This is a genomic window from Pseudomonas sp. GW823-FHT02C02 (assembly GCF_058797635.1).
This window is the reverse complement of record NZ_JBXAJV010000005.1, coordinates 101,419-125,786: the sequence shown is the minus strand read 5'-3', so window position 1 is coordinate 125,786 and position 24,368 is coordinate 101,419. Positions and strand designations below refer to the sequence as shown.

The window sequence follows — 24,368 nt, the reverse complement described above, 5'->3', positions numbered from 1 at the left end:
TTGTCCGGCAACCCTAGCCCTCTCCAACCCGCTTGTTGAGAAGTATTCAGAACGCTGATTGGCAGCCATAAAAAAGGCGACCCACCGGTCGCCTTCTGCACTGCGAATGTATCAACGCCCTTACCGGACGCCCTCGGCACGCAACGCCGATGGCGTGTAGTCCGCCGCCTTGGCTTCGAAGCCGAATTCAAAGCTGTGCTTCTCTTCGTTCTTCATCCCCAGCGCAATGTATCGACCGGCAATGATGTCGTAGAGCGCTTCCAGTGTGTACGCCTGAGTCTGGTGATCGTAGTAATACTGGGCGTGCCCCTCGGCCACTCGCCACAGTTGACCGCGACCGTCATAGTGATCCACCAGCGCCACTTGCCAGCTGTCTTCGTCGATGTACATGTGGCGTTTGGCGTAAATGTGCCGCTCGTTCGGCTTGACCGTGCCGATCACTTCCCAGACCCGGTGCAGCTCATAGCGGGTCAGGTCCTGGTTGATGTGACCGGCCTTGATGATGTCGTCGTACTTGAGACTTGGCGAGTCGAGTTTGTAGCTGTTGTAGGGGATGTACATTTCCTTCTTGCCGACCAGTTTCCAGTCATAGCGATCCGGCGCGCCGGAGAACATGTCGAAGTTGTCGGATGTGCGCAGGCCGTCAGCGGCAGTGCCCGGCCCGTCGTAGGCGACTTGCGGGGCGCGGCGCACGCGACGTTGGCCGGCGTTGTAGATCCATGCCAGGCGCGGTTCTTTCACCTGATCGAGGGTTTCGTGCACCAGCAGCACGTTCCCCGCCAGACGCGCCGGCGCCGTTACCGACTGCTTGAAAAAGGTCAGCACGTTGGCGGCTTTTTCCGGGTCCAGGTCCTTCATCAATTGCGGAACGGCGATCTCTTCCTCAAAGCGGATCGGCGTGTAGCTGCCGTTGGTCTGCGGCGTCACCTGGGTAATGATGCGGCGCAGGTTACCGCCGTGATAACGGGTGATGTGGTTCCACAACACTTCCACGCCGTTCTTCGGAATCGGGAACGCGTAGTAGCGGTTGCCGGTGAAGTTGGCCAGGCCGTTACCGTCGTTGATGCTGTTCACGTTCAGCGCGCTGCGCTTGGCCGACTCGTAGATTTCCGGTGGCACGGCCACGGTGCGGTGACTCGGGTAGACCGGGATCTTGTACGTTTCCGGGTAGCGCTTGAACATCGCCACCTGGCCTTCCGAGAGTTTGTCCTTGTACTTGTCGACGTTGGCGGGGGTGATCACGAACAGCGGTTTTTCGCTGGCGAACGGGTCAGCCAGGAAGCCTTTGCTGTCCACCGCGCCGGCGTTTTTCGGGATGCCACCGGTCCATGCCGGGATCGAACCGTCGGCGTTACCGGCCTTCTCGGCGCCGAGCGGCGTGAGGGAGGTACCGAGTTTGTTCGCTTCGTCCGGCGACACCGCCGCCATCACGTTGGCCGCCAGCAAGCTCAAGGCCAGGGCACCGCATTGCAGAATCATCTTGCGCATCAAATTCATCCTTCTCAGCCAGATCAGAAGTTCACGCCGAAGCTCAGTGCCAGGAAATCGCGGTCTTCCAGGGTGTTGTAGTCACCACCGAAGAAATCGGTGTAACTCAGGCTCGCGGTATAGGTGTTGCGGTAGTCGGCATCGACACCGACGCTGACGGCCTTGGCGCCTTCGTTGAACAACCCGTTGGGGCCATAACCCGCGACGTCATGGGACCAGGACAGGTTGGGTTTGAGGTTGATCCCGCCGATCACGTTGGCGTAATCGAGGATCGCCCGGGCACGGTAGCCCCAGGAGGTCGAGGTGACGAAACCGTCGGTATCGCCGCCGAAACCATACTGGCCGTACACCGAGTCGCGGCCGTAACGCAGGTTGCTGCGCGACTCCAGGCCACCGACGTGAACCACCGCCGCTTCGCCGACCAGGGTCAAGCGCTGGGCACCCCACACTTGATCGTAGAATTGCGTGAGGGTGCTCTGGATCTGCGTGATTTCCTTGCGGCGATAGCCTTTGTTGTCAGCACCCGGGGTGGTGGCGATCGGTGATGCAGCGCCACCGGCAATCGGGTTGAGCAAGGACAGGGTCAGGTCGTTGGTGCTGACCTGCACGGGTGCATTCGGCCGATAGCTGATCTCGCCGCTCCACGCGGTGCCGGTCGGCAAGGTAGTGGAGAAGCTTGCGCCGTAAAGGCGAATGTCTTCCGGGTATTCGAGGTAGTACTGACCGCGCCCCAGCATCACGCTTTGCGCCAGTCCCGCACCGCTGCCCGGCGCCAGACGGTTGGCCACACTCACCATCCCCGGCAGGCTGGCCAGTGTCGACAGGCCGGCCGTGGTGGTGCCGACCGTCGGCGTGCGGCTGTGGTAGTTCATGAAATACAGGCCGTACTCGGTGTCGTCACCGAGCCAGCGCAATGCTGTGCCCCACTGCCCGGAATCCCGCGCATCTCGGTCGCCACCCCGGGGAACGACCACGCCCTCGCGGGTCACCTGGAGTGGCTGACCGAAAGCCGATGCCAAGGGCGCCAAGGGTGCAATCGCCGGACTGCCGACGGTGTAATTGTTGTTGCAACCATCCGCCACCACGTCGTTGCCGAAGAAGGTGCCGCAGTTGTCGACGACGGTCTGGTCCCACTCCAGTTGATAGAAACCTTCCACCGAGAGCTGATCAGTCAGGCCCTGGGAGGCGAACAGCATGTTCACCGGAATCAGCCCTTCCTTGATCTCGGCGCCCGGTCGACGGAACGCTGAGACGTCAATCGGGTTGATGCTGTTGATCGAGTTACCGATGAAGGTACTTTCACCCCAACTCACCACCTGCTTGCCGGCGCGCACGGTGCCCGGCAGATCGGCGATGGAATAGTTGTGATAAACGAAGGCATCGAGAATCTGCGCACCGGAGGACTTGGCGCCTTCCTTGCGGCCACTGTCGCTGATCGGCTTGAACTCGCGGTCTTCGTCCTTCAGCTCGAAGTCGTACCAGTACTTGCCGCGGACGAAGACGCCGGTGTCACCGTATTTCAATTCGAGGTCGTGCAGGCCCTTGAAGATCTTGGAGAAGGTTTCGCCTTTCTTGAAGTTCAGCCGGCCGTCATCACCGGTCGAAGACTGACCGGTCCCGCCATTGACGGTGCCCACCAAAGATCTATCGGCATCGCGCATGCCCCAACTCGCGCCGACGGACAGCGAGGAGTCGAACGTACCCTCGATTTCGCCAATGTTGAACGCAACAGCCTGCGCCTGGGCACAGCAGCCCAAGGCAACCGCAGCGGCCAGCGCTTGCGGTGTGAAGATGGCGCGCATTGTTGTTTTTGTCATGCGTCTTCCCCGGTGAGTGACAGAAGGCCCCACCCTACTGCCGCACGTTGGGAGCGATAAGCGCACCAAGGAGGTATTCGTGGTGTACCTCTAAAGGATGAATAGCCGGATGGGACGGGGGTTTGCGCCGGGTATGGATGGGCTGGATGGGGGACTATCAGCAGAATGCATGGCAGCAGCTGCTACAGGGGACGTGGCGCGTCGGACTATTGCTCAGACTGCAACAGTGCATGTCGCGAATCGCTGTTTTTCCTTTCAGCTCAACGGCTTATTCTTGCCGGGCTTTCACGGCAAACCGCCAGAAAGCAGGAAACGATGGCGCGTGTTCAGTCCACGCCATTGGCGACAGAATCCAGATGAATCGACGCTTTTTCGATTGATCGCCCTGTGTTCACTGACGTTGATTTGTAGCTCCTTGATCCAACGTCTTGCTTTGGCCGCTGCGTTTGCAGCGGCCTTTTTTATGGGCGACATTCCTACAAGATATTTCCTATAACAACATAAGAAATATCTCTTTACGCAAAAGACAATCCTGCCTTTATTCCTGCCTCATCGAAATTTCTCGCTGCTTTATATGTAAGGTCTGACGCAAGTCTCGGACCCAGATTTTCTACTTCTGTTGTAATTTTTAATGGCACGACGCAATAACCGACAACCATTTTTTAATGGCTGACTGGCAACACGTCATCCATATGCACATTCAAAAGGATATGAATATGCAAAAGCCTCCAAGGCCAGGTTCTCTTGATATTCGCACGCCCATCCATACGATAGGCGTTGCTCCGGACCACATGACACCCGCGCCTCTAACATCAAACATTGTCACAACGGGTCCACACGGGCACGGAATACCTGTTTATTACCAAAATCTCAATACCATTAAAGCCACCTCCCAAGCGCTGGAGCAAGAATATCAAACCAAGTCCAGCCAATTGCCGCAAACCATTGAAAATGAACTGGCCGCCACTCGGCTTGAGGGTCCAACTGATCCACTTCCACCTGCACAATCGATAATTCGCGAACTGGATGTACGAAACAGACTCACTGCTCGAAAAACAGCCGAGTTCCACAATAAAACAGCTATTGCCCATTCTTTTTATGGAGGAGATCCATTTAACAGGCACATCAACGAATTCATGAAGAAGGCTACAACTATCGAAAAGAGGCCTACACCGGACGGCGCTGCCATGCAGGCGTTGTTTCAGTCTCTTCGGGCGGCCCACGATGCAAGATTGTTGGCTCAAGGTCTCGAATTGCTCAGGCAGCAAAACGTCAATGTGCAGAACTTCCTCAGTGCTGTGCAGGCCAATGAGCAAGCCCAGCGAGCAGCTGCAGAGTTGCTACGCGTAAATGAGGAAGCAGCAATCCGGGCTCGAGAACAACAGAGACTTGCAGCATTGGAAAACGCGCAGCAGGTCGCTGCGGAACAGGCTCGTCTTGAAGCGAAAGCTCAGGCTCAGGCTCAAGAACAGGCACGTATTGCAGAATTGAATACAGCCCTGGCCGAGGCTGAGGCTAATGCGAAAGCAGCTGCTCAGCATTTCGCAGCCGAACAGGCTCGTCTCCAAGCTGAAATGGAACAGCAAATCGAGCAGATACAAAGGCAGCTAGAGACGGAAAGACAGCGTCTGGAGACTCGCCTCAAAGTCATTGATTCAGCTACTGCCGTGGCTCAACGCCACGTTCAACGGGTGAATCTGATAGTTCAGCAGTTGAAGGAAAGGCAAGCGCAAGAGCGCGAGCGGCAACAGGGTCGTCTGACGGCAGAGGATGAGACTCGACGAAAACTTGAGCAAGCCCGCCTCTCGGGGTCAGAGGAAACGGAGGCCAGGTGGCAAAGCCCTACGTTTGCCAATGTCGGTTCGACCGCAGCATTCGGCCCAGCGTTTACCGGCACGACCGGAACTATCGGCAATAGCCCTGCGACCTCTCTGGCGTTAAAGACCGCGCTTCGCACAGCCGTATCCGCTGTCACCGCAACTCTTGCGACAGCAGCCGCTCCAGTTCTCGTAGGATTCGCCGCCCTTTTCGCTCCATCACGGCTAGGTAACGGTGATCTGTTTTCTGTCAGTGTTCCGCTGTCAGAACTTTCGCCAGTTCCAACTGCCCATCTGTACGAACAAGCAGTCGCCGGGGGAACAATCGACCTGCCGGTTACCCTCGGTTCGAAGTCAATAGGTCATAGGGTTGAGATCGTCGTTGTCACCACAGACGGCGTGACAGTTCCCGCCAGTGTGCCGGTGAATCTGGCCCACTTTGATGCTGGCAAGAATGTTTACGTATCGGGCAGCACTGTCGCCAACGGTCCAGTCATCACCTGGACACCGTTGGTGGAACCCATAAACCCCTCGACTGATCTTCCGCTGACCGAAACAGATCTGCCTATCTATGAAGGCGCTACTGTCACTCCCAACACCGGACGAGTGAATCCATTTCCAGAGCTGGATCGCTACGGGTTTGGCGGATTCATCACCGTCTTTCCGATCGACTCAGGCCTTCCACCGATCTTCACCCTGCTCAGGGATCGACGGCAGGATCCTGGTATTGCCAGCGGGAATGGAGAGTTCGTTTCAGGAATCTGGCTAGGGACGAGGTCACGGTCGGGAGGTGCACCGATTCCCAAGCAGATTGCGGATAAACTTCGGGGACGGGAGTTTTCGAATTTCAGAGCGTTCAGGGAAGCGCTCTGGAGAGCGGTTTCAGACGATTTGGAGTTGGCGACACAATTCACAGCCAACAATGTTCAAGAAATGAGTTACGGCCGAGCCCCTTTTTCTCGTAAAGCGGACAGATTAGGTGGCCAAGTAAAACTTGAGCTACACCATGTGAACCAAATTTCAAAAGATGGCGAGATATTTGACATGGACAACATCCGAATCGTCACCCCGAAACGACACTCAGAAATACACAAAGGAGATAAATGACATGAGCCTCTTTGACCTCTCCGACTACACCGAAACAGAATTCCTTAAGTTCGTTTCCAGAATCTGCCAATCAGAATACCCGACAGAGAAGGAACAGATTGATGCAGTACTTTTGTTTGAAGAACTAACAGAGCACCCCGACGGATCCGACTTGATTTACTACGCAGATTCAGACGAAGAATCAACACCCGAAGCTATCGTTGCGAAAGTTAAATCTTGGCGAAACATAAATGGCAAACCAGGCTTCAAACCCGAAGAATAAACATAAGGGAGCAAGCATTCATGCTTGCTCCCCTTACACTCTTAAATCGAATACCTCTGCAAATTCCCCATCATCTCCTTCAGCGCCTCAATATTGTCCTTCGGATGCGCCGCCCCTTCGAAATCACAAATCTGCTCCCACTGCGCCGCCACATCCTCCGGCGAGAAGCCCACCCGCGGATCAAACCCGGCGCCCAGGCTGCGTTCCCAGCGCACCTTGCCCATCCAGCCGCCGCCGACTTCAAACAACCCGGACGTTTCCTGGCAGTTTTCACTGGCCAGGTACACCACCAACGGGCTCACCAGTTCCGGCTTGAGTTGCTCGAACACTTGCGGCGGAATCAGGCCTTCAGTCATGCGGGTGCCACCCGTCGGTGCGATGGCATTGACCAGGATGTTGTTCTTGCGACCTTCGATGGCGAGTGTGCGGGTCAGGCCGTAGAGGCCAAGCTTGGCCATACCGTAGTTGGACTGACCGAAATTGCCGTAGATGCCCGAGGTGGATGCGGTGAAGATCACCCGGCCGTAGTTTTGCTCGCGCATGTGCGGCCAGGCGGCGCGGGTGACTTTGTAGGCGCCTTCGACGTGAACGCGGTAAACCAGGTCCCAATCGGCGTCGTCCATTTTGTGGAAGGTCTTGTCGCGCAGGATCCCGGCGTTATTGACCACGACATCAATGCGGCCGAAGGCGTCGAGGGCATGCTGGACGATTTTGTCGCCATCGGTAACGGAGTCGTGGTTGGCTTCGGCGATGCCGCCCGCCTCACGAATTTCCGCCACTACGCGGTCGGCTGCCGAGGCGTTGGCGCCCTCCCCTTGCGCCGAGCCGCCGAGATCATTGACCAGCACTTTGGCGCCCTGTTTGGCGAACAGCAGCGCGTGAGCCCGGCCCAGGCCACCGCCGGCCCCCGTGACGATCACAACTTTATCTTCGAAGCGCACAGACTCATTCATGGGGGGAACTCCAGCAGACCAGGGACAATACGTCCGAGTGTCAGGCACCAGGCTGCTGGTCACAATAAACACAGGTAAAGCTGAATAGTGCTTGATAAGGCTGGGGGATAGTCAGGAACAGGCCGCCCTGCGCGGCGGAGAAATCAGCCGATCCCGAAACGCCTGATAATGCTTGAGCACCTGTGCCGGCGCTTCAGTCTGCGGGTAATGGCCAATATCAGGCAGCAGCACCGTGTCCGGGTTGGGGACCAGTTCCCGATAGCGCTTGACCATGTGCGCGCCGGAAATCGGATCGACTTCACCATCGATGACCCGCAGCGGAACCTCGCCACGCTGCATGGCGCTGACCCAACGCTCGCGCTGAACACGCCGCTCAGGAATATAAGCGATGAGCTTATGCATGATTCGCGGGCCGTGATTGCTGTCGATCAGGCCCCAGAAATCGTCCATCTCGCTTTCGGTGGGTCGAGTGTGCGGACCAAATATCTGCCGGAAACTTTTCACCAGTCCGTCGCGGGTAAAAGCTCTCCCGATCATCCAGCCCAAAGGGCTGAGCAACAGTTTTTGCATCAACACCGGGCGATGGGTTTCAGGAAACAGGCCGCCGTTGAGGAAAACACAACTGGCGATATCGACGCGCGTCTCGTAATGCCGGGCCAACAGCTCCTGAGCCACGCTGTCGCCATAATCGTGGGCCAAGACATGCACCGGCTGTTCCACATTCAGGTGCGCGAGCAGCGCCTGTTGCAGATCGGCCTGCTCCAACAGGCTGTATTCATGGTTGACCGGTTTGGCCGAGTCGCCGAAGCCGAGCATGTCGCAGGCAATTACCCGATAGCGCTGCGCCAGCGGTTGCCACAAGTAATGCCAGTCCCAACTGGCGGTCGGGAAACCATGGATGAGCAGCAACGGCTCACCCTGCCCCGCCGTCCAGTAATGGATGGTCTGGCCACGGAATACGAACGTCTGGCCGCGCTTTCGCCAGACACACAGGGGGATCTCGGCAAGTGCCATTAGAATTTATAACCCGGGTCTAGTTGATCGAGTTTGCGCAGCAACGCCGGCCAGGCCAACGCGCCGCCCATCCCTTGAGCACTTTTGGTCACGCCGGCAATCATCGCCTTGGCGCCCGCCAGAATCTGCGGTTCGATAGCAATCAGCTCGGCGCCACCATTCTGCGCCAGCACCTGGATATCGCAGGCGCGCTGAAAGGTGAACATCATCAGGAACGTGTCGGCGATGGTGCTGCCACAGGTCAGCAGGCCGTGGTTGTGCAGCATCAGGAAATTGTTTTCACCCAGGTCGGCTTGCAGGCGCGCCTTCTCTTCATGGTTCAGGGCAACGCCTTCGTAAGCGTGATACGCAAGGCTGGACAGCACAAACAATGACTGCTGACTGATCGGCAGAATGCCCTGCTTCTGTGCCGACACCGCCACACCCGCGGCGGTGTGAGTGTGCAACACGCACACCACATCGTGACGCACTTCATGCACGGCGCTGTGAATGGTGTAACCCGCCGGGTTGATTTCGTAAGGGCTGTCCATCAGCTTGTTGCCGGCCTGATCGACCTTGACCAGACTCGACGCAGTGATCTCGTGAAACATCAGCCCGAACGGGTTGATCAGGAAATCTTCGGTGCCCGGCACCTTGGCCGAGATATGCGTAAAGATCAGATCGTCCCAACCATGGGAGGCCACCAGACGATAACAGGCCGCCAGGTCGACGCGGGTCTGCCACTCGGCGGCACTGACCTGGTCTTTGACACTCTGGGGGGATTGGACGGGAGCAACTTTCACGGCAAGGACCTCCTGTTCTTATAGTTTTACTGTCGTTACCGCAGTCTAGTCGCCCCCGGATTTCGCGTAGTTGCATTGGCAGCCAGCTTGGTGGCCTAACGAGTCAGTTCAGGAGAAAGACTGGATCCATGTCAAAGGACCGCCGCCAACAAGGGGGCGGCAAACAGGTTCAAAAGCCCTGTCAGAACCATGACCAGCCCCGCGACCGAGCCTTCCTCACCGCCCACTTCATGAGCCCGACTGACACCAGCACCGTGCGCGCCGACGCCAAACAACGCACCGCGCGCAAGGGCGCTGCGCAACGGCAGCCACTTCAGCAGAATACCGCCGAGCATCGCCCCGAACACGCCAGTGAACATCACGAACACCGCCGTCAGTTCCGGCACGCCACCGAGGTCGTGAGCCAGCGGCATGGCAAACGGCGTGGTGATGGAGCGTGGCACCAGCGACATCGTCACCGAACTGTCCAGCGCCAGCGCCTTGGCCAGACCGAACGAGGTGCCGATGGACGCCGCACTGCCCGCCAGCATTCCGAGCAACAACGCCGACCAATACCGCATCAGCATCTGCCGCTGTTGCCAGATCGGCACGGCGAACGCGACGGTCACCGGCCCCAGCACCCACATCAGCCAATGGGTGTTGCTCGAATACTCCGAGTACGCGGTATGCAGCGGCACAGCGAGGGCCAGCAGCAGCGCCGGAACCAGAATCAGCGGCGACAGCAGATAACGCCCGGTGCGCCGGTAGATCCAGCGACTGAATAAATAGGCCGACAGCGTGAAGGCCAGCCAGAACATCGGCATCAGCTCAAGCTTCATGGGACCTCCGCAACCGCACCACCCCTTCCACGGTAAACGCGGTGACCAGCATCACCATCAGCGTACTCACGCCGATCACCAGCAGAATCCGCCAACCGTCGTCGCGCATCAGGCTGCCGTAATCGAGCAGGCTCATCAGCGCAGGAATAAAAAACAGCAGCATCTCGGCCATCAACAGGCCGGCCCCCATTTGCAACGCCGCCGGTTTGATCCCGCCAACCGCGAAAGCCAGCAGCAACAGCGCCATGCCGATGACGCCACCCGGGATCGGCCAAGCCAACCCCGCGGCAATTTCGCAGCCGAGCAGGTAGATGCCGAGCAGCACGGCCAGTTCAGCGGTCAATCGAGCCAGGCGTTTGAAGATGGATGAATTCATGGTTTCGGTCCTCACAGATGCTCATTTTACGGAGCGGGCTGCTATCCCCGAAACGAATTGTTAGACTCGGCTCTATTCCAATCTGGAATCAGGCGCATGGAATTCAAGCAGCTACGCAGCTTCGTCGAAGTGATGCACCAAGGGGGTTTCACCCAAGCCGCCAAGACTCTGCACATCAGCCAATCAGCGGTGAGCAAGCAGGTCGCTCAGCTGGAACAAAGTCTGGGCACACCGTTGCTCGAACGTTTGGGGTCGCAGCTGCGCCTGACCGCCGCCGGCAGCGTGGTGCTGCAACGGGCCGAAGGCATGCTGCGGCTGCGCAACGAGTTGCTCAGTGAGTTGGACGATTTGAGCCAACTGGCTCGCGGGGAATTGCGTCTGGGACTGCCGCTGCTGGGCAGTGACGCGCTGTTCGCCGGGCTGTTTGCCGAGTACCGGCGGCGCTACCCGAACATCAGCATTCAGTTACTGGAGGGCGGTAGCCTGAACATCGAACAGGCGGTGTTGAGTGGTGAGCTCGAACTCGGTGGCAGTCTGTTGCCGAAGGATCCGCAGTTCGCCTTTCAGCCTTTCTGCGATGAGCCGCTGGATGCGCTGCTGCCCGCCGATCATCCGTTGGCGACCAAGACAGTGATCGGACTGGAGGAATTGGCCGATACGCCGTTTCTGCTGTATCAGCGCAGCTTCGTGCTCAACGACCGGTTGCTGCAGGCTTGTCATCAGCTAGGGTTCACACCCAAGGAGGGTGGGCGCAGCGGCCAGGCGGATTTTCTTGCCGCACTGGTGGCCGCCGGCCAAGGCGTGGTGCTGCTGCCCAGCGTGGTGGCGCGTGGGCTGGTGCGGCCAGGCGTGGTGCGCCTGACCTTGAATGCCCCGGATTCGTTACGCTGGGACATTGCCTTTATCTGGCGGCAGGGTGCGTACTTGTCGAAGGCTGCACAAGCCTGGCTTGCCCTGCTGCGCGAGCGGCCGGTCAGCTCCGCAGCACCCTGATCAACTCGGCCAGCCAAGGCTCGGCATCGGTTTCCGGAGTCACACTTTCGCTGGCGTCCAGACGCAACATCGGCAGCACTTCACGCAGGCCCAGTTCGGCGAACAACTCACGCATCTGCTCGCCGCCGCCGCAGAACGTATCGCCGTAACTTGCATCGCCCAAGCCGATCACCGCTCCCGGCAAACCGCGCCAGGCAGCAGGTAATTGGTCACGGATCATCCAATACAGGGGTTGCAGGTTATCCGGCAATTCACCCATGCCGGTGGTCGACGTCACCGCCAGAAATGCTTCCGGGCCGAAGGCCTGGACATCGGCCAGTGTCGCGCGCGGGTTGTGCCAGGTTTCGAAACCCGCGCCGTTTAAAAGAGAGGCGGCGTGGCGGGCAACTTCTTCTGCCGTGCCGTACACCGAGCCGGAAATGATGGCAACTTTCATCAATCGATCCTGAAGCTGTAAAAGACACAGATATTAACAGCACGGGCTCGTTTGATCTTTTAGAATGCAAATCCCTATCAATACGGAAAGGATTCTCCGATGATCAACGCTCAACTGTTGCAAATGGTAATCAACGCCTCCAACGACGGCATCGTGATTGCCGAAAAGGAAGGTGACCAGGACAACATCCTGATTTACGTAAACCCGGCGTTCGAGCGGCTGACGGGTTACACCAGCGAAGAAATTCTTTACCAGGATTGCCGTTTCCTGCAGGCCGGTGACCGGGATCAAAAAGAAGCCCTCACGGCGATTCGCAAAGCGTTGACCCTTGGCGGCTCCTGCCGGGAAATCCTGAGAAACTACCGAAAGGACGGCACCCCGTTCTGGAATGAACTGTCCCTTTCTACAGTGAAGAACGAAAGCGATGGGCAAACTTATTTTGTAGGCGTGCAGAAAGACGTTACGGTGCAGGTCAAGGCACAGCAGCGAGTTGCGCAACTGGAAGCACAATTGGCTGAGATGCAGGCCGAGCTTGCCGCGCTTAAAGCGACGAACGGTAAAAACAAAACAGCGAATTAATGGTCATTAACTACAATCACCGATGACTTTGTAACTATTCCTTTCGAGCAAGCCATGCAACGCGACGCACTCCTGACACAGGATGAGCTGGATTTCATCCAGACCATGCAACACAACCCCCAGCTCAATGTGCGGGATGCGACGTCGAGTCTGCTCGTCAACGGTGGATCGCAAATCCGTGATTTGCTCACACGCCTGGCGGCCCATGAGCAAGTCACCATCCAGGCCAATTTCGAAAACCAGCAAATGACCTTTCCGCTGCACCTGGTGGAAGACGAATTTCATGCGCTGCATTTGCGTCTGGGCGTGCCGAGTATTTATGAAGACGGGCCAATGGTACGACCATGGCGCCTGACGCTTGAAGAGCCGGTGGCGCTGGAAAATGCCAAAGGCCAGCCCGGCACGATGTGGGTGCATGAAATATCGTTCAAAGGGGTTTTGCTGGAAGTTCGCAACAAGACCAAACCGCCCAAACACTTCGCGTTGTGGTTCAGTCCGTCAGGCTATGAGCGGATTGCATTGCGCGGCACCTTCGAGCGTGAAACCGAGCAAGGTTTCTACGCTTACGAATTAAGCCAGAGCGACAAGGATGAGACCGAACGTCTGCGCCAGTACATCCTTCAGCAACATCGTCTGACACATCCCGCCCTGCACATCTGATCTCAGGTATCCAGGTTTCCTGCCAGGAACTGTTTCAAACGCTGACGCATCACCATCCCCTCATTTCCCAGACAACCGATCGACGATCCGGCCAGGCTGTCCTGTGCCAGGTCCGACGCATCGCCAGCCAGCAGCAACTGACAATCCAGGCTCAAGGCCAGTCGATTCAGACGTCGAGGCAACTCGGGGGCCGGCGCGTGGTTGGACACCAGCACCAGTGCCGTGGGCTTGATACGCTCGCAAACCAGGGTCAACTCGTCGAAGGGCTGACCGATCGACAGCAGTTGAATAGCCGAGTCGACACTGCTCAGGTACAGCGCCGTGACCAGCACTTCGAGTTCATGAGCCTGATCGGCCAAGGCGCAGACAATCACGCGACGAGGCTGCATGACGCGCACCAGCAACATGCGCTGCAACACACGAGAACGCAGGAAACCATCCAGAAACAGCCATTCGCTGGTCTGACCGAACGCGTGATGGCGCTGCAGCATCAGCTTCCAGATCGGCATCAGGATGTCCTGAAACACCACGGTCAGGGGGTAACTGGAAAAAATCTGTCCATAGACTTGCTCCAGCTTAACCTCGTCAAACGCCGTCACCGCCACCTGAACCTCCTGCTGCCACTGGGCGTAGTCAGCCTGAACGAGTTCGTCGGGAATGATTTTCGCCAGGGCTTTTAGCGGCTCGGTCTTGGCCAGTATCTTGCCGACCTTGCTGACCGCGACGCCGCGATCAATCCAGCCGAGAATGCTGCGGACCTTTTCGATATCCGCCATCGAGTACAGCCGATGCCCGCTTTCGGTGCGTGTGGGCTGAATCAGGCCATATCGTCGCTCCCATGCCCGCAACGTAACGGGGTTGATACCCGTCAGGCGCGCTACTTCACGGATGGGAAACAGCTCTTCCTGTTCCAGTGCAGCTCCTCGCTGCAAATCTGGGACACCTTCAGTCAGGACAGGCATGTGGCAATTGAAGTCCGCGCGCAAAATTGGATCCCATTCTAACTCTTCCACCCCATGCTTGTTCAAGACTGATAAACGACGAATGTCGCTGGCGTATCCGTCAGAATCAGGAATAATCCTTGCTTGTCTCAAGACGCAGCCCATCACCCCGGCGCTGCGCCTGGCGAAACTCTTACCCGGAGTGACGCATCTGTTATACGGAGATTCACCATGTCTACCTCACCCGTCACGCTGATGGTTGCGCGCCGCGTCGCCGATGGGCGTTATCAGGACCTGATGGCCTGGTTGCGCGAAGGCGAACAACTGGCCACCGACTTCCCCGGTTATCTCGGCTCAGGTGTGCTCGCTCCGCCGCCCGGCGATAACGAATTCCAGATTATTTTCCGCTTTGCCAACGAGCAAACCATGCACGCCTGGGAGCATTCCGCTTCGCGTACCGCATGGCTGGCGCGCGGCAGCGATCTGTTTGCGCACAAGACGGAACATCGCGTGAGTGGCATTGAAGGCTGGTTCGGCGCGGTCGGCCAGCGCCCACCCCGCTGGAAGCAGGCGGTGGCAATCTGGCTGGCATTCTTTCCGGTTTCCCTGCTGTTCAACTTTGTATTGGGGCCGTTGCTCGACGACATGAGCCTGCTGCCCCGCGTGCTCATCAGCACCTTGTGCCTGACGCCGTTGATGGTCTACTTCTTCATTCCGCTATCGACCCGCCTGCTGGCCAGCTGGTTGAACAGCACGCCAGCACGCCCGTTGCCCGCCAAGCCCACTCCCCAAAACCACTGATCCCCCTTGTGGGAGCCCCGCAATAGGTGAATGCCGCTGCGCGCTGGTATAGTTTTGCTCTTACCGCGACGCGAGCCGTTCATGACCTCTTCCGCAGCTCCGATCCTCATCACCGGTGCCGGCCAGCGTGTCGGCCTGCACTGTGCGCAACGTTTGCTCGAAGACGGCCATCCGGTGATCTTCAGTTACCGCAGCGAACGCCCAGGCGTGCAGACATTGCGCGACCTGGGCGCCACCGCGGTATTTGCCGACTTCTCCACTGAAGCGGGGATCCTCGCGTTCATCACCCAACTGAAAACCCACACCGACAGCCTGCGAGCCATTGTCCACAACGCTTCCGAATGGCTGGCCGAAACCCCGGACACCGACGCCGAGGCCTTTACCCGCATGTTCAGCGTGCACATGCTGGCGCCCTACCTGATCAACCTGCACTGTGCCGACTTGCTCGAACGCTCAAGCCCCGCCGACATCGTGCACATCAGCGATGACGTGACCCGCAAGGGCAGCAGCAAACACATTGGCTACTGCGCCAGCAAAGCCGGGCTCGACAGCCTCACCCTGTCCTTCGCCGCGAAATACGCGCCGACAATCAAGGTCAACGGTATCGCGCCAGCCCTGCTAATGTTCAACCCCGACGACAACGCGGCATACCGCGCCAAGGCCCTGGCCAAGTCCGCGCTGGGCATCGAACCCGGCAGCGAAGTGATCTACCAGAGCCTGCGTTATTTGCTCGACAACCCTTATGTCACTGGCACGACCCTGACCGTCAATGGCGGACGGCACCTCAAATAAGCAGCCCCCGCGAGGATGTTCCATGACGTTATCCCTGCACCAGAACGCCCTGTCCGAGAGCTATCGCGAAATTCTCATCGGTCTCGGCGAAAACCCCGACCGCGAAGGACTGCAAGACACCCCGGTTCGCGCAGCCAAAGCCATGCAGTACCTCTGCCACGGCTACGACCAGAGTGTCGAAGAGATCGTCAACGGCGCACTGTTTGCGTCAGACACCGACGAGATGATCATCGTCGCCGACATCGAACTGTATTCGTTGTGCGAACATCACCTGCTGCCCTTCATTGGCAAGGCCCATGTGGCTTATATTCCGACGGGCAAGGTGCTGGGCCTGTCGAAGATCGCGCGGCTGGTGGACATGTTCGCCCGCCGCCTGCAGATACAGGAAAACCTCACCCGACAGATCGCCGATGCGGTGCAACAGGTGACTGACGCGGCCGGTGTCGCGGTGGTCATCGAAGCCAGGCACATGTGCATGATGATGCGCGGCGTCGAGAAACAGAATTCGACCATGAACACCTCGGTGATGCTCGGCGCCTTCCGCGAGTCGAGCACCACCCGCCAGGAGTTCCTGCAATTGATTGGACGGAGCAAGTAGCAATGCCACAACTTCAACCAGGAATGGCACGCATCCGGGTCAAGGACCTGTGCCTGCGGACCTTCATCGGAATCAACGAGGATGAAATCCTCAACAAGCAGGATGTACTGATCAACCTGACCATCCTGTATGCCGCTCAGGAAGCGGTGCGTGACAACGACATCGATCACGCGCTGAATTACCGGACCATCACCAAGGCGATCATCGCCCACGTGGAAGGCAATCGCTTCGCCCTGCTCGAACGCCTGACCCAGGAGATCCTCGATCTGGTCATGGCCAACGCGTCGGTGTTGTACGCCGAAGTTGAAGTCGACAAACCCCACGCCCTGCGATTCGCCGAGTCGGTGTCGATTACGCTCGCTGCAAGCCGCTAAGCTTCAAGCTTCAAGCTTCAGGCGTTAAGCTACAAGCCATCGCAACCCATCTTGCAGCTTGAAGCTTACCGCTCGAAGCTGCCTCGCAGAGGCCCCCATGACCGATCAACAACGCCTGGAACTTGAAGCCGCCGCCTTTCGCCGGCTGGTCGCCCACCTGGACAGCCGCAAGGACGTGCAGAACATCGACCTGATGAACCTCTCGGGCTTCTGCCGCAACTGCCTGTCCAAGTGGTACAAGGCCGCCGCCGACGAACGCCAGATCGAGGTCAGCCTCGATGACGCTCGAGAAGTGGTTTACGGCATGCCTTACGCCGAGTGGAAAGCCCAATACCAGCAAGAAGCCAACGCCGAACAACAAGCGGCGTTCGCCAAAGGAAAACCCAATGAGTGATTTGAACACCCTGCGCGCCAGCCTCAAGAGCGGTGAGCATGTTTTCGCCGACACCCTGGCGTTCATCGCCACGGGTTACGACTACCAGCCTCAGGCTTTCAACAACGGCGGCGTGGAAAACGCCGCCGGGCAGAACGAAGGTTCGTGCAAGACCCTGGGCCTGGCGCTGCTGGAAGGCCTGACCGATGAAGAGGCGCTGTTGGCCTTTGGCGAGCATTACCGCTCGGTCGTGGCCACGCCTGAAGGCAACGACCACGGCAACATTCGTGCGTTGATTGCGCAGGGTCTGGCGGGCGTGAAATTCACCCAACAACCGCTGACTCGCCGTTAATCAAAGTCCGCGAAACGCTTCACGAGCGACACAGAACCTGTGGCGAGGGAGCTTGCTCCCGCTGGACTGCGTAGCGGTCCCTCTTTTTTGGGGCCGTTGCGCGACCCAGCGGGAGCAAGCTCCCTCGCCACAAGTTACGCTTTGCCTGCCCATCTCTTATTCGCACACATCCCGACTTTTAAGATTGACCCGTCCACTTTATTTCGTTTGCCCCCACCCACTGCTCACGGCTTAGATAAAAAGAAGCATCCCTTCTTCAGAGTCGGTCATCCATGAGCAGCGAAACCATCAGCCAGTCGATCAACGTCGTTCATCCCGTCACGCTCAGCCACGGCAAAAACGCCGAGGTCTGGGACACCGATGGCAAACGCTACATCGACTTCGTCGGCGGCATCGGCGTACTGAACCTCGGCCATTGCCATCCGCGCATCGTCGAGGCCATTCGCGAACAAGCCACGCGGCTGACGCACTACGCGTTCAACGCCGCACCGCATGTGCCCTACATCGAACTGATGGATCGCCTGACGGCGTTCATTCCGGTGGACTACGCTGTCAGTGGCATGCTCACCAACAGCGGCGCAGAAGCGGCGGAAAACGCCCTGAAGATCGTCCGCGGCTCGACCGGTCGCACAGCCGTCATTGCCTTCGACGGTGCCTTCCATGGCCGCACGCTCGCCACCCTCAACCTCAACGGCAAAGTCGCACCGTACAAACAGAAAGTCGGCGCGCTGCCGGGGCCTGTGTATCACCTGCCCTTTCCAAGCAAGGACAACGGCGTGACCTGCGCCGAAGCGCTGAAGGCGATGGATCGACTGTTCAGCGTCGAAATCGACGTCAATGACGTGGCCTGTTTTATCGTCGAACCGGTTCAAGGTGAAGCGGGATTTCTGGCGATGGATGTCGAGTTCGCACAGGCGCTGCGCACGTTCTGCGATGAAAAAAATATTCTGCTGATCGCCGATGAAATCCAGTCCGGCTTTGGCCGCACCGGCGAGCGTTTTGCCTTTTCGCGCCTGGGCATCGAGCCGGACCTGATCCTGCTGGGCAAAAGCATCGCCGGCGGCGTGCCACTGGGCGCGGTAGTCGGGCGCAAGACGCTGCTCGACACCTTGCCCAAAGGTGGACTGGGCGGCACCTATTCCGGCAACCCCATCGCCTGCGCCGCCGCATTGGCAACGCTGGATGAAATGACGGATGCCAACCTGCAAGCCTGGGGGTCGCAACAGGAAGAAGCGATTGTCAGCCGTTACGAGTCCTGGCGCGCAAGCAAACTTTCACCGTATCTGGGTCGTTTGACCGGCGTCGGTGCGATGCGCGGTATCGAGTTGACCCATGCCGACGGCTCCCCCGCCTCGGCGCAGCTCACACAATTGCTGGCGTTGGCGCGTGACGCGGGTCTGCTGTTGATGCCGAGCGGCAAATCACGGCACATCATTCGGCTACTGGCGCCGTTGACCACCGAGGCGGCGGTGCTGGAGGAAGGGCTGGATATCCTCGAAGCGTGCCTGGCAAGACTGTCCTGACAGCGAAGTGCGTTCCGGGACTGACGTAGCGAATTAAGTTCGCTTGTGGTCCCGGAATCGACGTCGCAATACTGACCAAAGACCCTTTTACCTAGCGAGAACATCACCACCGACAAGCTGAGGCAGACATGTATCACGACAATATAATTTATAAGAAAAAGTCTAACGATCCTCACTTCCTGCTCGGCGTAGCCGTGGTGCTGTTCCTCGGCGCCTACCTGATGAACCTGGGCAACAGCGCCCTCAGTCATTTTCTGCATCCGCTGCTGGGCAATGCCCCGGACAGCCTGACGGCACGCAACGTCGCCATCGGGCTGGGCATTGCCGTAGTGGGCACCTTGAACTTCCACGTCCTCGGGCGCCTGAAGTTCAAAGTGCAGACTACGGTGGTGTGGATCGAACTACTGATCCTGTTTCTGGCGTTCTTCGACACCTTCGACCTGTCTTACAGCTTCATCCTCGACAAGATCGGTTTCCTGATCATCCAGGGCGCTGCAACCACCTTGTACATCTCTGCAGTGGCCATCGTCCTGGCCTTTGTGCTGGCGCTGGTCGGCGCAGTGGCCAAGCTGTCGAACAACGGCCTGGCCAATGCCCTCGCCTCGTTCTACACCTCGTTCTTTCGCGGCGTGCCGTTGCTGATTCAGATCTACCTGATTTACCTGGGTCTGCCGCAACTGGGCTACGTGGTCGATGCGGTGCCTGCCGGTATCCTCGCGCTGTCCCTGTGTTACGGCGCCTACATGACCGAGATTTTCCGGGCCGGCATCCAGAGCATTCCGGTCGGTCAGTGGGAAGCCTCGCGGGCGCTGAACATCAGCCCGTTCAAGACCCTGAGCCGGGTCATCATGCCGCAGGCCTTGCGGGTGATCATTCCACCCACCGGCAACCAGTTCATCGCCATGCTCAAGGACAGTTCGCTGGTGTCGGTGATCGGTGTCTGGGAACTGATGTACCTGGCCAAGACCCAGGGGCGCGCAGACTTCCGCCACCTGGAAATGCTGATCACCGCCGCGATGATTTACTGGGCCCTGTCGTTCATTCTGGAACGGGTCCAGGCGCGAATCGAAAAACGGGTCAATCGATCCGTGGCAAGGGGTTGATGTGTGATGACTCGTACCGATACCGCCCAACAACGCGACCTGGCCCCTGCTGCGCAGACCAGTCCCTCGATGATTTCAATCACCGGTCTGAACAAGTGGTACGGCAACTTTCACGCCCTGCGCGACGTCGACCTGAACGTCGCCACCGGCGAAATCCTGGTGGTGTGCGGCCCGTCGGGTTCGGGCAAATCGACAATGATCCGCTGCATCAACCACCTGGAAAATTTCCAGAAGGGCCACATTCAGGTCAACGGCATCACGCTCACCAGTGAAGCGGAAAGTGTCAGCGCCGTGCGCAGCGAAATCGGCATGGTGTTCCAAAGCTTCAACCTGTTCCCGCACTTGAGCGTGATGGACAACCTCACTCTGGCCCCGCAGCTGGTGCAAGGCGTGTCGGCCACCGAGGCGAAAAAACGCGCGCAGGTCTATCTGGAGCGGGTGCGGATTGCCGAGCATGCCCACAAATATCCGTCGCAACTGTCCGGCGGCCAGCAGCAGCGCGTGGCCATTGCCCGGGCGCTGTGCATGAACCCCAAAGTGATGCTGTTCGATGAACCAACCTCGGCGCTGGACCCGGAAATGGTCCACGAGGTGCTGGACGTGATGGGCGAGCTGGCCACCGACGGCATGACGATGATTTGCGTGACCCACGAAATGGGCTTTGCCAGCAAGGTCGCCGACCGAGTGCTGTTCATGGATCAGGGCCAGGTGATCGAACAAGCCACCCCGGCCGAGTTTTTCAAAAACCCGCAGACCGAACGCGCACAGAAATTCCTGTCGCAGATCATCGGTCACTGAGAAGCGCTTTACCCCCGCATAACAATAACGAAAAGTGGAGATGGACATGCTCAGTAAAAAACCCGCAATCACCCTTGCTGCCGCCTTGTCACTGTTGTTCGTCGGCGCCGCGAACGCCGGTGCCGTTCTGGACAAGATCGAAAGCAGCAAGACGTTGACCGTCGCCACCTCGGCGACCTGGCCCCCGCAGGGGTTCATCAACGACAAGAATGAAATCGACGGTTTTGATATCGACGTGTCCAAGGAGATCGCCAAGCGTCTCGGCGTCGAGGCCAAATTCATCACGCCCGACTGGGATGTGATTACCGCCGGCAAGTGGAATGGCCGCTGGGACGTGTCCGTCGGCTCGATGACCGCCACCAAGAGCCGTGCGCGGATTCTCGACTTTCCCGGCACCTATTACTACGTGCCCTACGTGTTTGCGGTGCACAACAAATCCACGGTCACCGACCACAAGGCGTTGAATGGCAAAACCATCGGCGTCGAGGGCGGCACGACGTCCGAGGACTATTTCAGCCAGGCACTGGCCATCGAAACCACTGACGTGCCACCCGTCGTCTACGACGTTAAAACCGAAAAAATGAAGACCTACGCCGGCTCCGTCGGACCGCTGGACGATCTGCGCCTGGGCGACGGTGCTCGACTGGACGCCATCCTCACCCAACGCAGCACGCTGGATGCGGCCGTCAAGAAGGGTTACCCATTACGCGCTGTCGACAACGGCGTGGTGTTCTACGAACCGTTGGCCGTTGCCACCGACAAGGGTGACCCGGAGCTGAAGGCGAAACTGAGTGAAATCATCGGCGCAATGCACAAGGACGGCACGCTGACCAAACTGTCGGACAAGTGGTACGGCGTCGACTACTCGACCATCAAGTAACACCGCCCTCCCCTGAGGGAGCGAGCCTGCTCGCGATGAGGCCATCAAATTCAGCATTAATGTTGAGTGTTCGACCGCCATCGCGAGCAGGCTCGCTCCCACGAAGGCCAGCCCTCGCTTGAATGTCCGGCAACTTATCAAGGATCGACCATGTCCTTCCCCAACACCTGGTATTCCCAAACCTCGCTGCCCCGTGCGGCCAGGCCCGAATTGAACACCGACGAAACCTGCGACGTCTGCATCATCGGTGCCGGCATCGCCGGCCTCACCGCCGCCCTCGAACTGATCCGGCGCGGCAAGCGTGTGATCATCCTCGAAGCCCATCAGGTCGCGTGGGGAGCCTCCGGCCGCAATGGCGGCGTGGTCTCGCCGGGCTGGGCCGAAGGGTCTGGAGCGATCCGCAAAAAACTGGGACTGGAAAACGCCAGAACGCTGTTCCAGATGTCGGTTGAAGGGGTAGAGATTGTCCGCCGCAACATCGCCGAACTGGCCCTCACCGGCTGCAATCCGTCCGCCGGCACAATCCGGGTCAAGCGCTACGACGACAGCGCCAGCGTGAAAAACCACATCGACACAATGCGCCGCGACTTCGCTTACGAACTCAACTTCCTCGACACCGCCCAGGTCCGCGAACGGGCGCATACCCAACGTTATTTCCAGGGTGTGGAGGATCCGAACGCTCTGCATTTCCACCCGTTGAATTATTGCCTGGGCCTGGCCCTTGCCATTGAAGCGGCGGGCAGTCGCATTTTCGAACACTCCAAAATGCTCACCTGGCGTCGCGAAGGGGCCGACAAGATTGTCCAGACCGCTCACGGCAGCGTGCGCTGTCAGGACCTGGTGTTCTGCGCCGGCGGTTACGGCGGGCCGGAGCTGCAAAAGCTCAGCCGCGCCTACCTGCCGATTGCCACCTACGTGGTGCTGACCGAACACCTGGGCGATTCGATCAAAAGCGTTCTCGAGTCAGGCGCCGCGTTTTCCGATGACCGTCGCGCCTCGGACTATTACCGCATTGTCGAAGGCGATCGCCTGTTGTGGGGCGGACGTATCACGACCCGTCACGAACAGAATGAAAAAGCCCTGGCGGCCATGCTCAAGGCCGACATGGTGTCGGTGTATCCGCAACTGGCGCCGGTCAGGATCGAATTGGCCTGGTCCGGTCTGATGGGGTATTCCACCAACAAAATGCCCAACCTGGGATGGCTGGAACCAGGTGTCTGGGCGTGCACTTCATTTGGCGGTCATGGACTGAATACCGGTTCGATTGGCGGCAGGGTGATTGCTGAAGCGGTGTGCGGGGAAACTGCTCGGCATGAACTGTTCAAGCCGTACTTGCTGGACTGGAACGGTGGGCCGTTCGGGCGCGTTGCCGCCAATGCGATCTATCAATCGCTGAAGGTCATGGACTTCGTCCAGGAACGGTTTCGCGGTTGACCAACACAAGCCTCGCTCCTGCAGGGGTCTGGTGAACGCTTTTGCTGTGGGCACAAAAAAACCGGCCGAAGCCGGTTTTTTCATTTCAACGATTTCAGAACTTGGCGTTCTGCAGATCATCGAGGTAACGCTCGGCATCCAGTGCCGCCATGCAACCGGCGCCGGCCGAGGTGATGGCCTGACGGTAAACGTGGTCAGCCACGTCACCGGCAGCGAAGATGCCTTCGACGCTGGTGGCCGTTGCGTTGCCGTCGCGGCCGCCCTGCACAACCATGTAGCCGTCTTTCAACGTCAGCTGGCCTTCGAACAGCGAAGTGTTCGGGGTGTGGCCGATGGCGATGAACACGCCGTCGACTTTCAGCTCGTCGAAGCTGCCGTCGTTGTTCTTCAGGCGGGCACCGGTGACGCCCATGTTGTCGCCCAGGACTTCGTCCAGGTTCGCGTTCAGCTTCAGGATGATCTTGCCTTCGGCAACGCGGGCATTGAGCTTGTCGATCAGGATCTTCTCGGCGCGGAAAGTTTCGCGACGGTGGACCAGGGTCACGGTGCTGGCGATGTTGGCCAGGTACAGCGCTTCTTCAACAGCGGTGTTGCCGCCGCCGACCACAGCCACTGGCTTGTTGCGGTAGAAGAAACCGTCGCAAGTTGCGCAGGCCGATACGCCTTTGCCCATGAACGCTTCTTCCGAAGGCAGGCCGAGGTAACGGGCGCTGGCGCCGGTGGCGATGATCAGGGCGTCGCAAGTGTAAGTCGCGCTGTCGCCGATCAGGGTGTACGGCTTGGCAGCGAAGTCCACGGCATTGATGTGATCGAAAACGATCTCGGTTTCAAAACGCTCGGCGTGCTCTTTCATGCGGTCCATCAGCGCCGGGCCGGTCAGGCCGTGGACGTCGCCCGGCCAGTTGTCGACTTCGGTGGTGGTGGTCAATTGACCGCCGGCCTGCATGCCGGTGATCAGCAGTGGCTTGAGATTGGCACGGGCGGCATAGACCGCAGCACTGTAACCGGCAGGGCCGGAACCGAGAATAATCACTCGCGAATGACGGACTTCAGACATGACCTGCTCCTGTTGACCGGCCCGGAACACCTGGCGCGGAACGCCGGGTTGCCGGCGGGAATAAAAAAGGACCGTTGAAAGCCTTGGGGAAGGCTCGGGTTCGACAGTCCTGTAAAAAGAATGGGTGCAGCGTATCGAGGGGGCGAAGATTAAGGAAATACGGTTTAACAATCCAGCTCATAGGCGGTCTCTATCCGGTCACGATGGATTTATAGGCGCCTTTGTTACAGTTAATGTCGA

26 protein-coding genes are annotated in these 24,368 nt (G+C 58.7%); 16 read left to right on the top strand and 10 right to left on the bottom strand.

The genetic code is table 11. From position 1 onward, the window contains the following. Positions 1-120: 120 nt before the first annotated feature. Together AC1ROI_RS10600 and AC1ROI_RS10595 are read right to left on the bottom strand one after the other, a co-directional pair. Entirely contained in the window at positions 121-1,488 is a 1,368-nt protein-coding gene (locus AC1ROI_RS10600) for a DUF1329 domain-containing protein (RefSeq protein ID WP_102594599.1), read from the bottom strand. Between the two features lie 23 nt (positions 1,489-1,511). Continuing rightward, positions 1,512-3,305 carry a DUF1302 domain-containing protein gene (locus AC1ROI_RS10595; protein WP_102594600.1) on the bottom strand — a complete coding sequence of 598 codons (1,794 nt, stop codon included), beginning with the start codon at positions 3,303-3,305 and terminating at the stop codon, positions 1,512-1,514. Positions 3,306-4,021: 716 nt separating this feature from the next. Between AC1ROI_RS10595 and AC1ROI_RS10590 the strand changes: the two genes are divergently transcribed. Both AC1ROI_RS10590 and AC1ROI_RS10585 read left to right on the top strand, forming a co-directional pair. Next, a complete protein-coding gene (locus AC1ROI_RS10590) occupies positions 4,022-6,229 on the top strand; it encodes a pyocin-S2/colicin E7-DNase domain-containing protein (RefSeq protein ID WP_256580123.1) in 2,208 nt (735 codons plus the stop codon). Position 6,230: 1 nt separating this feature from the next. Then, the gene (locus AC1ROI_RS10585) at positions 6,231-6,491 is read left to right on the top strand and encodes a bacteriocin immunity protein (protein WP_010463210.1); all 261 of its coding nucleotides are present in this window, start codon (positions 6,231-6,233) and stop codon (positions 6,489-6,491) included. A 41-nt stretch (positions 6,492-6,532) separates the two neighbouring features. Here the strand turns inward: AC1ROI_RS10585 and AC1ROI_RS10580 are convergent, their stop codons facing one another. From AC1ROI_RS10580 to AC1ROI_RS10560, 5 genes are all read right to left on the bottom strand, one after another. Next, complete coding sequence (locus AC1ROI_RS10580; protein WP_010463212.1) at positions 6,533-7,444, bottom strand: SDR family oxidoreductase; 912 nt, start codon at positions 7,442-7,444, stop codon at positions 6,533-6,535. 111 nt (positions 7,445-7,555) lie between these two features. After that, positions 7,556-8,458, bottom strand: coding sequence for an alpha/beta fold hydrolase (locus tag AC1ROI_RS10575; protein WP_010463214.1), 903 nt, complete (start codon positions 8,456-8,458; stop codon positions 7,556-7,558). Continuing rightward, positions 8,458-9,240 (bottom strand): class II aldolase/adducin family protein, encoded by a 783-nt coding sequence (locus tag AC1ROI_RS10570; protein WP_010463216.1) that lies wholly within the window; start codon positions 9,238-9,240, stop codon positions 8,458-8,460. The genes AC1ROI_RS10575 and AC1ROI_RS10570 overlap by 1 nt, the downstream gene beginning before the upstream one ends. Before the next feature lie 131 nt (positions 9,241-9,371). Then, positions 9,372-10,058 carry an LrgB family protein gene (locus AC1ROI_RS10565; protein WP_010463218.1) on the bottom strand — a complete coding sequence of 229 codons (687 nt, stop codon included), beginning with the start codon at positions 10,056-10,058 and terminating at the stop codon, positions 9,372-9,374. After that, complete coding sequence (locus tag AC1ROI_RS10560; RefSeq protein ID WP_010463220.1) at positions 10,048-10,434, bottom strand: CidA/LrgA family protein; 387 nt, start codon at positions 10,432-10,434, stop codon at positions 10,048-10,050. Before AC1ROI_RS10560 ends, AC1ROI_RS10565 begins: the two co-directional genes overlap by 11 nt. 96 nt (positions 10,435-10,530) lie before the next feature. Here AC1ROI_RS10560 and AC1ROI_RS10555 point away from each other — a divergent pair, with 96 nt between their 5' ends. After that, the gene (locus AC1ROI_RS10555; RefSeq protein WP_010463222.1) at positions 10,531-11,427 is read left to right on the top strand and encodes a LysR family transcriptional regulator; all 897 of its coding nucleotides are present in this window, start codon (positions 10,531-10,533) and stop codon (positions 11,425-11,427) included. Here AC1ROI_RS10555 and AC1ROI_RS10550 read toward each other — a convergent pair. Beyond that, a complete protein-coding gene (locus AC1ROI_RS10550; protein ID WP_077750184.1) occupies positions 11,408-11,863 on the bottom strand; it encodes a flavodoxin in 456 nt (151 codons plus the stop codon). The two genes, AC1ROI_RS10555 and AC1ROI_RS10550, sit on opposite strands and share 20 nt — an antisense overlap. Positions 11,864-11,962: 99 nt before the next feature. On the opposite strand from AC1ROI_RS10550, the gene AC1ROI_RS10545 reads away from it, so the two are divergent. Further along, positions 11,963-12,442, top strand: a complete 480-nt coding sequence (locus tag AC1ROI_RS10545; protein WP_010463226.1) for a PAS domain-containing protein — start codon at positions 11,963-11,965, stop codon at positions 12,440-12,442. Positions 12,443-12,496: 54 nt separating this feature from the next. Next, positions 12,497-13,102, top strand: coding sequence for a hypothetical protein (locus tag AC1ROI_RS10540; protein ID WP_010463228.1), 606 nt, complete (start codon positions 12,497-12,499; stop codon positions 13,100-13,102). A 2-nt stretch (positions 13,103-13,104) separates the two neighbouring features. On the opposite strand, the gene AC1ROI_RS10535 is transcribed toward AC1ROI_RS10540, so the two are convergent. Continuing rightward, entirely contained in the window at positions 13,105-14,064 is a 960-nt protein-coding gene (locus AC1ROI_RS10535) for a MerR family transcriptional regulator (RefSeq protein WP_102594611.1), read from the bottom strand. 210 nt (positions 14,065-14,274) lie between these two features. On the opposite strand from AC1ROI_RS10535, the gene AC1ROI_RS10530 reads away from it, so the two are divergent. The 11 genes from AC1ROI_RS10530 to AC1ROI_RS10480 all read left to right on the top strand — a co-directional run bounded on the left by AC1ROI_RS10530 (position 14,275) and on the right by AC1ROI_RS10480 (position 23,071). Further along, the gene (locus tag AC1ROI_RS10530; protein ID WP_010463233.1) at positions 14,275-14,844 is read left to right on the top strand and encodes an antibiotic biosynthesis monooxygenase; all 570 of its coding nucleotides are present in this window, start codon (positions 14,275-14,277) and stop codon (positions 14,842-14,844) included. 81 nt (positions 14,845-14,925) lie between these two features. Next, positions 14,926-15,636, top strand: coding sequence for a dihydromonapterin reductase (gene folM / locus AC1ROI_RS10525; RefSeq protein WP_010463235.1), 711 nt, complete (start codon positions 14,926-14,928; stop codon positions 15,634-15,636). 22 nt (positions 15,637-15,658) lie between these two features. Then, entirely contained in the window at positions 15,659-16,234 is a 576-nt protein-coding gene (gene folE / locus AC1ROI_RS10520; RefSeq protein ID WP_010463237.1) for a GTP cyclohydrolase I FolE, read from the top strand. Positions 16,235-16,236: 2 nt separating this feature from the next. Beyond that, a complete protein-coding gene (gene folX / locus AC1ROI_RS10515; RefSeq protein WP_007970304.1) occupies positions 16,237-16,608 on the top strand; it encodes a dihydroneopterin triphosphate 2'-epimerase in 372 nt (123 codons plus the stop codon). Positions 16,609-16,705: 97 nt separating this feature from the next. Continuing rightward, positions 16,706-17,002, top strand: a complete 297-nt coding sequence (locus AC1ROI_RS10510; protein WP_008150700.1) for a DUF1244 domain-containing protein — start codon at positions 16,706-16,708, stop codon at positions 17,000-17,002. Then, entirely contained in the window at positions 16,995-17,333 is a 339-nt protein-coding gene (locus tag AC1ROI_RS10505) for a HopJ type III effector protein (protein WP_077750181.1), read from the top strand. Before AC1ROI_RS10510 ends, AC1ROI_RS10505 begins: the two co-directional genes overlap by 8 nt. 272 nt (positions 17,334-17,605) lie before the next feature. After that, positions 17,606-18,856 (top strand): 2-aminoadipate transaminase, encoded by a 1,251-nt coding sequence (locus AC1ROI_RS10500; protein WP_102594602.1) that lies wholly within the window; start codon positions 17,606-17,608, stop codon positions 18,854-18,856. A 128-nt stretch (positions 18,857-18,984) separates the two neighbouring features. Beyond that, a complete protein-coding gene (locus tag AC1ROI_RS10495) occupies positions 18,985-19,959 on the top strand; it encodes an amino acid ABC transporter permease (protein WP_102594603.1) in 975 nt (324 codons plus the stop codon). A gap of 69 nt (positions 19,960-20,028) precedes the next feature. After that, positions 20,029-20,757, top strand: a complete 729-nt coding sequence (locus AC1ROI_RS10490) for an amino acid ABC transporter ATP-binding protein (RefSeq protein ID WP_010463253.1) — start codon at positions 20,029-20,031, stop codon at positions 20,755-20,757. A 46-nt stretch (positions 20,758-20,803) separates the two neighbouring features. Further along, entirely contained in the window at positions 20,804-21,637 is an 834-nt protein-coding gene (locus AC1ROI_RS10485) for a transporter substrate-binding domain-containing protein (RefSeq protein WP_077747458.1), read from the top strand. A gap of 150 nt (positions 21,638-21,787) precedes the next feature. After that, the gene (locus tag AC1ROI_RS10480) at positions 21,788-23,071 is read left to right on the top strand and encodes an NAD(P)/FAD-dependent oxidoreductase (protein ID WP_083375010.1); all 1,284 of its coding nucleotides are present in this window, start codon (positions 21,788-21,790) and stop codon (positions 23,069-23,071) included. Between the two features lie 94 nt (positions 23,072-23,165). Here AC1ROI_RS10480 and trxB read toward each other — a convergent pair whose 3' ends face one another. Then, positions 23,166-24,128 carry a thioredoxin-disulfide reductase gene (gene trxB / locus AC1ROI_RS10475; protein ID WP_010463259.1) on the bottom strand — a complete coding sequence of 321 codons (963 nt, stop codon included), beginning with the start codon at positions 24,126-24,128 and terminating at the stop codon, positions 23,166-23,168. Positions 24,129-24,368 lie beyond the last annotated feature (240 nt).

Bases quoted from the DNA above. Each gene is read 5' to 3' on its own strand.
- AC1ROI_RS10545 (WP_010463226.1), top strand. From the start codon at position 11,963: ATGATCAACGCTCAACTGTTGCAAATGGTAATCAACGCCTCCAACGAC.
- AC1ROI_RS10590 (WP_256580123.1), top strand. From the start codon at position 4,022: ATGCAAAAGCCTCCAAGGCCAGGTTCTCTTGATATTCGCACGCCCATC.
- AC1ROI_RS10555 (WP_010463222.1), top strand. From the start codon at position 10,531: ATGGAATTCAAGCAGCTACGCAGCTTCGTCGAAGTGATGCACCAAGGG.
- AC1ROI_RS10600 (WP_102594599.1), bottom strand. From the start codon at position 1,488: ATGCGCAAGATGATTCTGCAATGCGGTGCCCTGGCCTTGAGCTTGCTG.
- folX (WP_007970304.1), top strand. From the start codon at position 16,237: ATGCCACAACTTCAACCAGGAATGGCACGCATCCGGGTCAAGGACCTG.
- AC1ROI_RS10580 (WP_010463212.1), bottom strand. From the start codon at position 7,444: ATGAATGAGTCTGTGCGCTTCGAAGATAAAGTTGTGATCGTCACGGGG.
- AC1ROI_RS10560 (WP_010463220.1), bottom strand. From the start codon at position 10,434: ATGAATTCATCCATCTTCAAACGCCTGGCTCGATTGACCGCTGAACTG.
- AC1ROI_RS10510 (WP_008150700.1), top strand. From the start codon at position 16,706: ATGACCGATCAACAACGCCTGGAACTTGAAGCCGCCGCCTTTCGCCGG.
- AC1ROI_RS10485 (WP_077747458.1), top strand. From the start codon at position 20,804: ATGCTCAGTAAAAAACCCGCAATCACCCTTGCTGCCGCCTTGTCACTG.
- trxB (WP_010463259.1), bottom strand. From the start codon at position 24,128: ATGTCTGAAGTCCGTCATTCGCGAGTGATTATTCTCGGTTCCGGCCCT.
- AC1ROI_RS10490 (WP_010463253.1), top strand. From the start codon at position 20,029: ATGATTTCAATCACCGGTCTGAACAAGTGGTACGGCAACTTTCACGCC.
- AC1ROI_RS10585 (WP_010463210.1), top strand. From the start codon at position 6,231: ATGAGCCTCTTTGACCTCTCCGACTACACCGAAACAGAATTCCTTAAG.
- AC1ROI_RS10565 (WP_010463218.1), bottom strand. From the start codon at position 10,058: ATGAAGCTTGAGCTGATGCCGATGTTCTGGCTGGCCTTCACGCTGTCG.
- AC1ROI_RS10550 (WP_077750184.1), bottom strand. From the start codon at position 11,863: ATGAAAGTTGCCATCATTTCCGGCTCGGTGTACGGCACGGCAGAAGAA.
- AC1ROI_RS10540 (WP_010463228.1), top strand. From the start codon at position 12,497: ATGCAACGCGACGCACTCCTGACACAGGATGAGCTGGATTTCATCCAG.
- AC1ROI_RS10500 (WP_102594602.1), top strand. From the start codon at position 17,606: ATGAGCAGCGAAACCATCAGCCAGTCGATCAACGTCGTTCATCCCGTC.
- AC1ROI_RS10505 (WP_077750181.1), top strand. From the start codon at position 16,995: ATGAGTGATTTGAACACCCTGCGCGCCAGCCTCAAGAGCGGTGAGCAT.
- AC1ROI_RS10595 (WP_102594600.1), bottom strand. From the start codon at position 3,305: ATGACAAAAACAACAATGCGCGCCATCTTCACACCGCAAGCGCTGGCC.
- AC1ROI_RS10535 (WP_102594611.1), bottom strand. From the start codon at position 14,064: ATGCCTGTCCTGACTGAAGGTGTCCCAGATTTGCAGCGAGGAGCTGCA.
- AC1ROI_RS10575 (WP_010463214.1), bottom strand. From the start codon at position 8,458: ATGGCACTTGCCGAGATCCCCCTGTGTGTCTGGCGAAAGCGCGGCCAG.
- folM (WP_010463235.1), top strand. From the start codon at position 14,926: ATGACCTCTTCCGCAGCTCCGATCCTCATCACCGGTGCCGGCCAGCGT.
- AC1ROI_RS10495 (WP_102594603.1), top strand. From the start codon at position 18,985: ATGTATCACGACAATATAATTTATAAGAAAAAGTCTAACGATCCTCAC.
- folE (WP_010463237.1), top strand. From the start codon at position 15,659: ATGACGTTATCCCTGCACCAGAACGCCCTGTCCGAGAGCTATCGCGAA.
- AC1ROI_RS10480 (WP_083375010.1), top strand. From the start codon at position 21,788: ATGTCCTTCCCCAACACCTGGTATTCCCAAACCTCGCTGCCCCGTGCG.
- AC1ROI_RS10530 (WP_010463233.1), top strand. From the start codon at position 14,275: ATGTCTACCTCACCCGTCACGCTGATGGTTGCGCGCCGCGTCGCCGAT.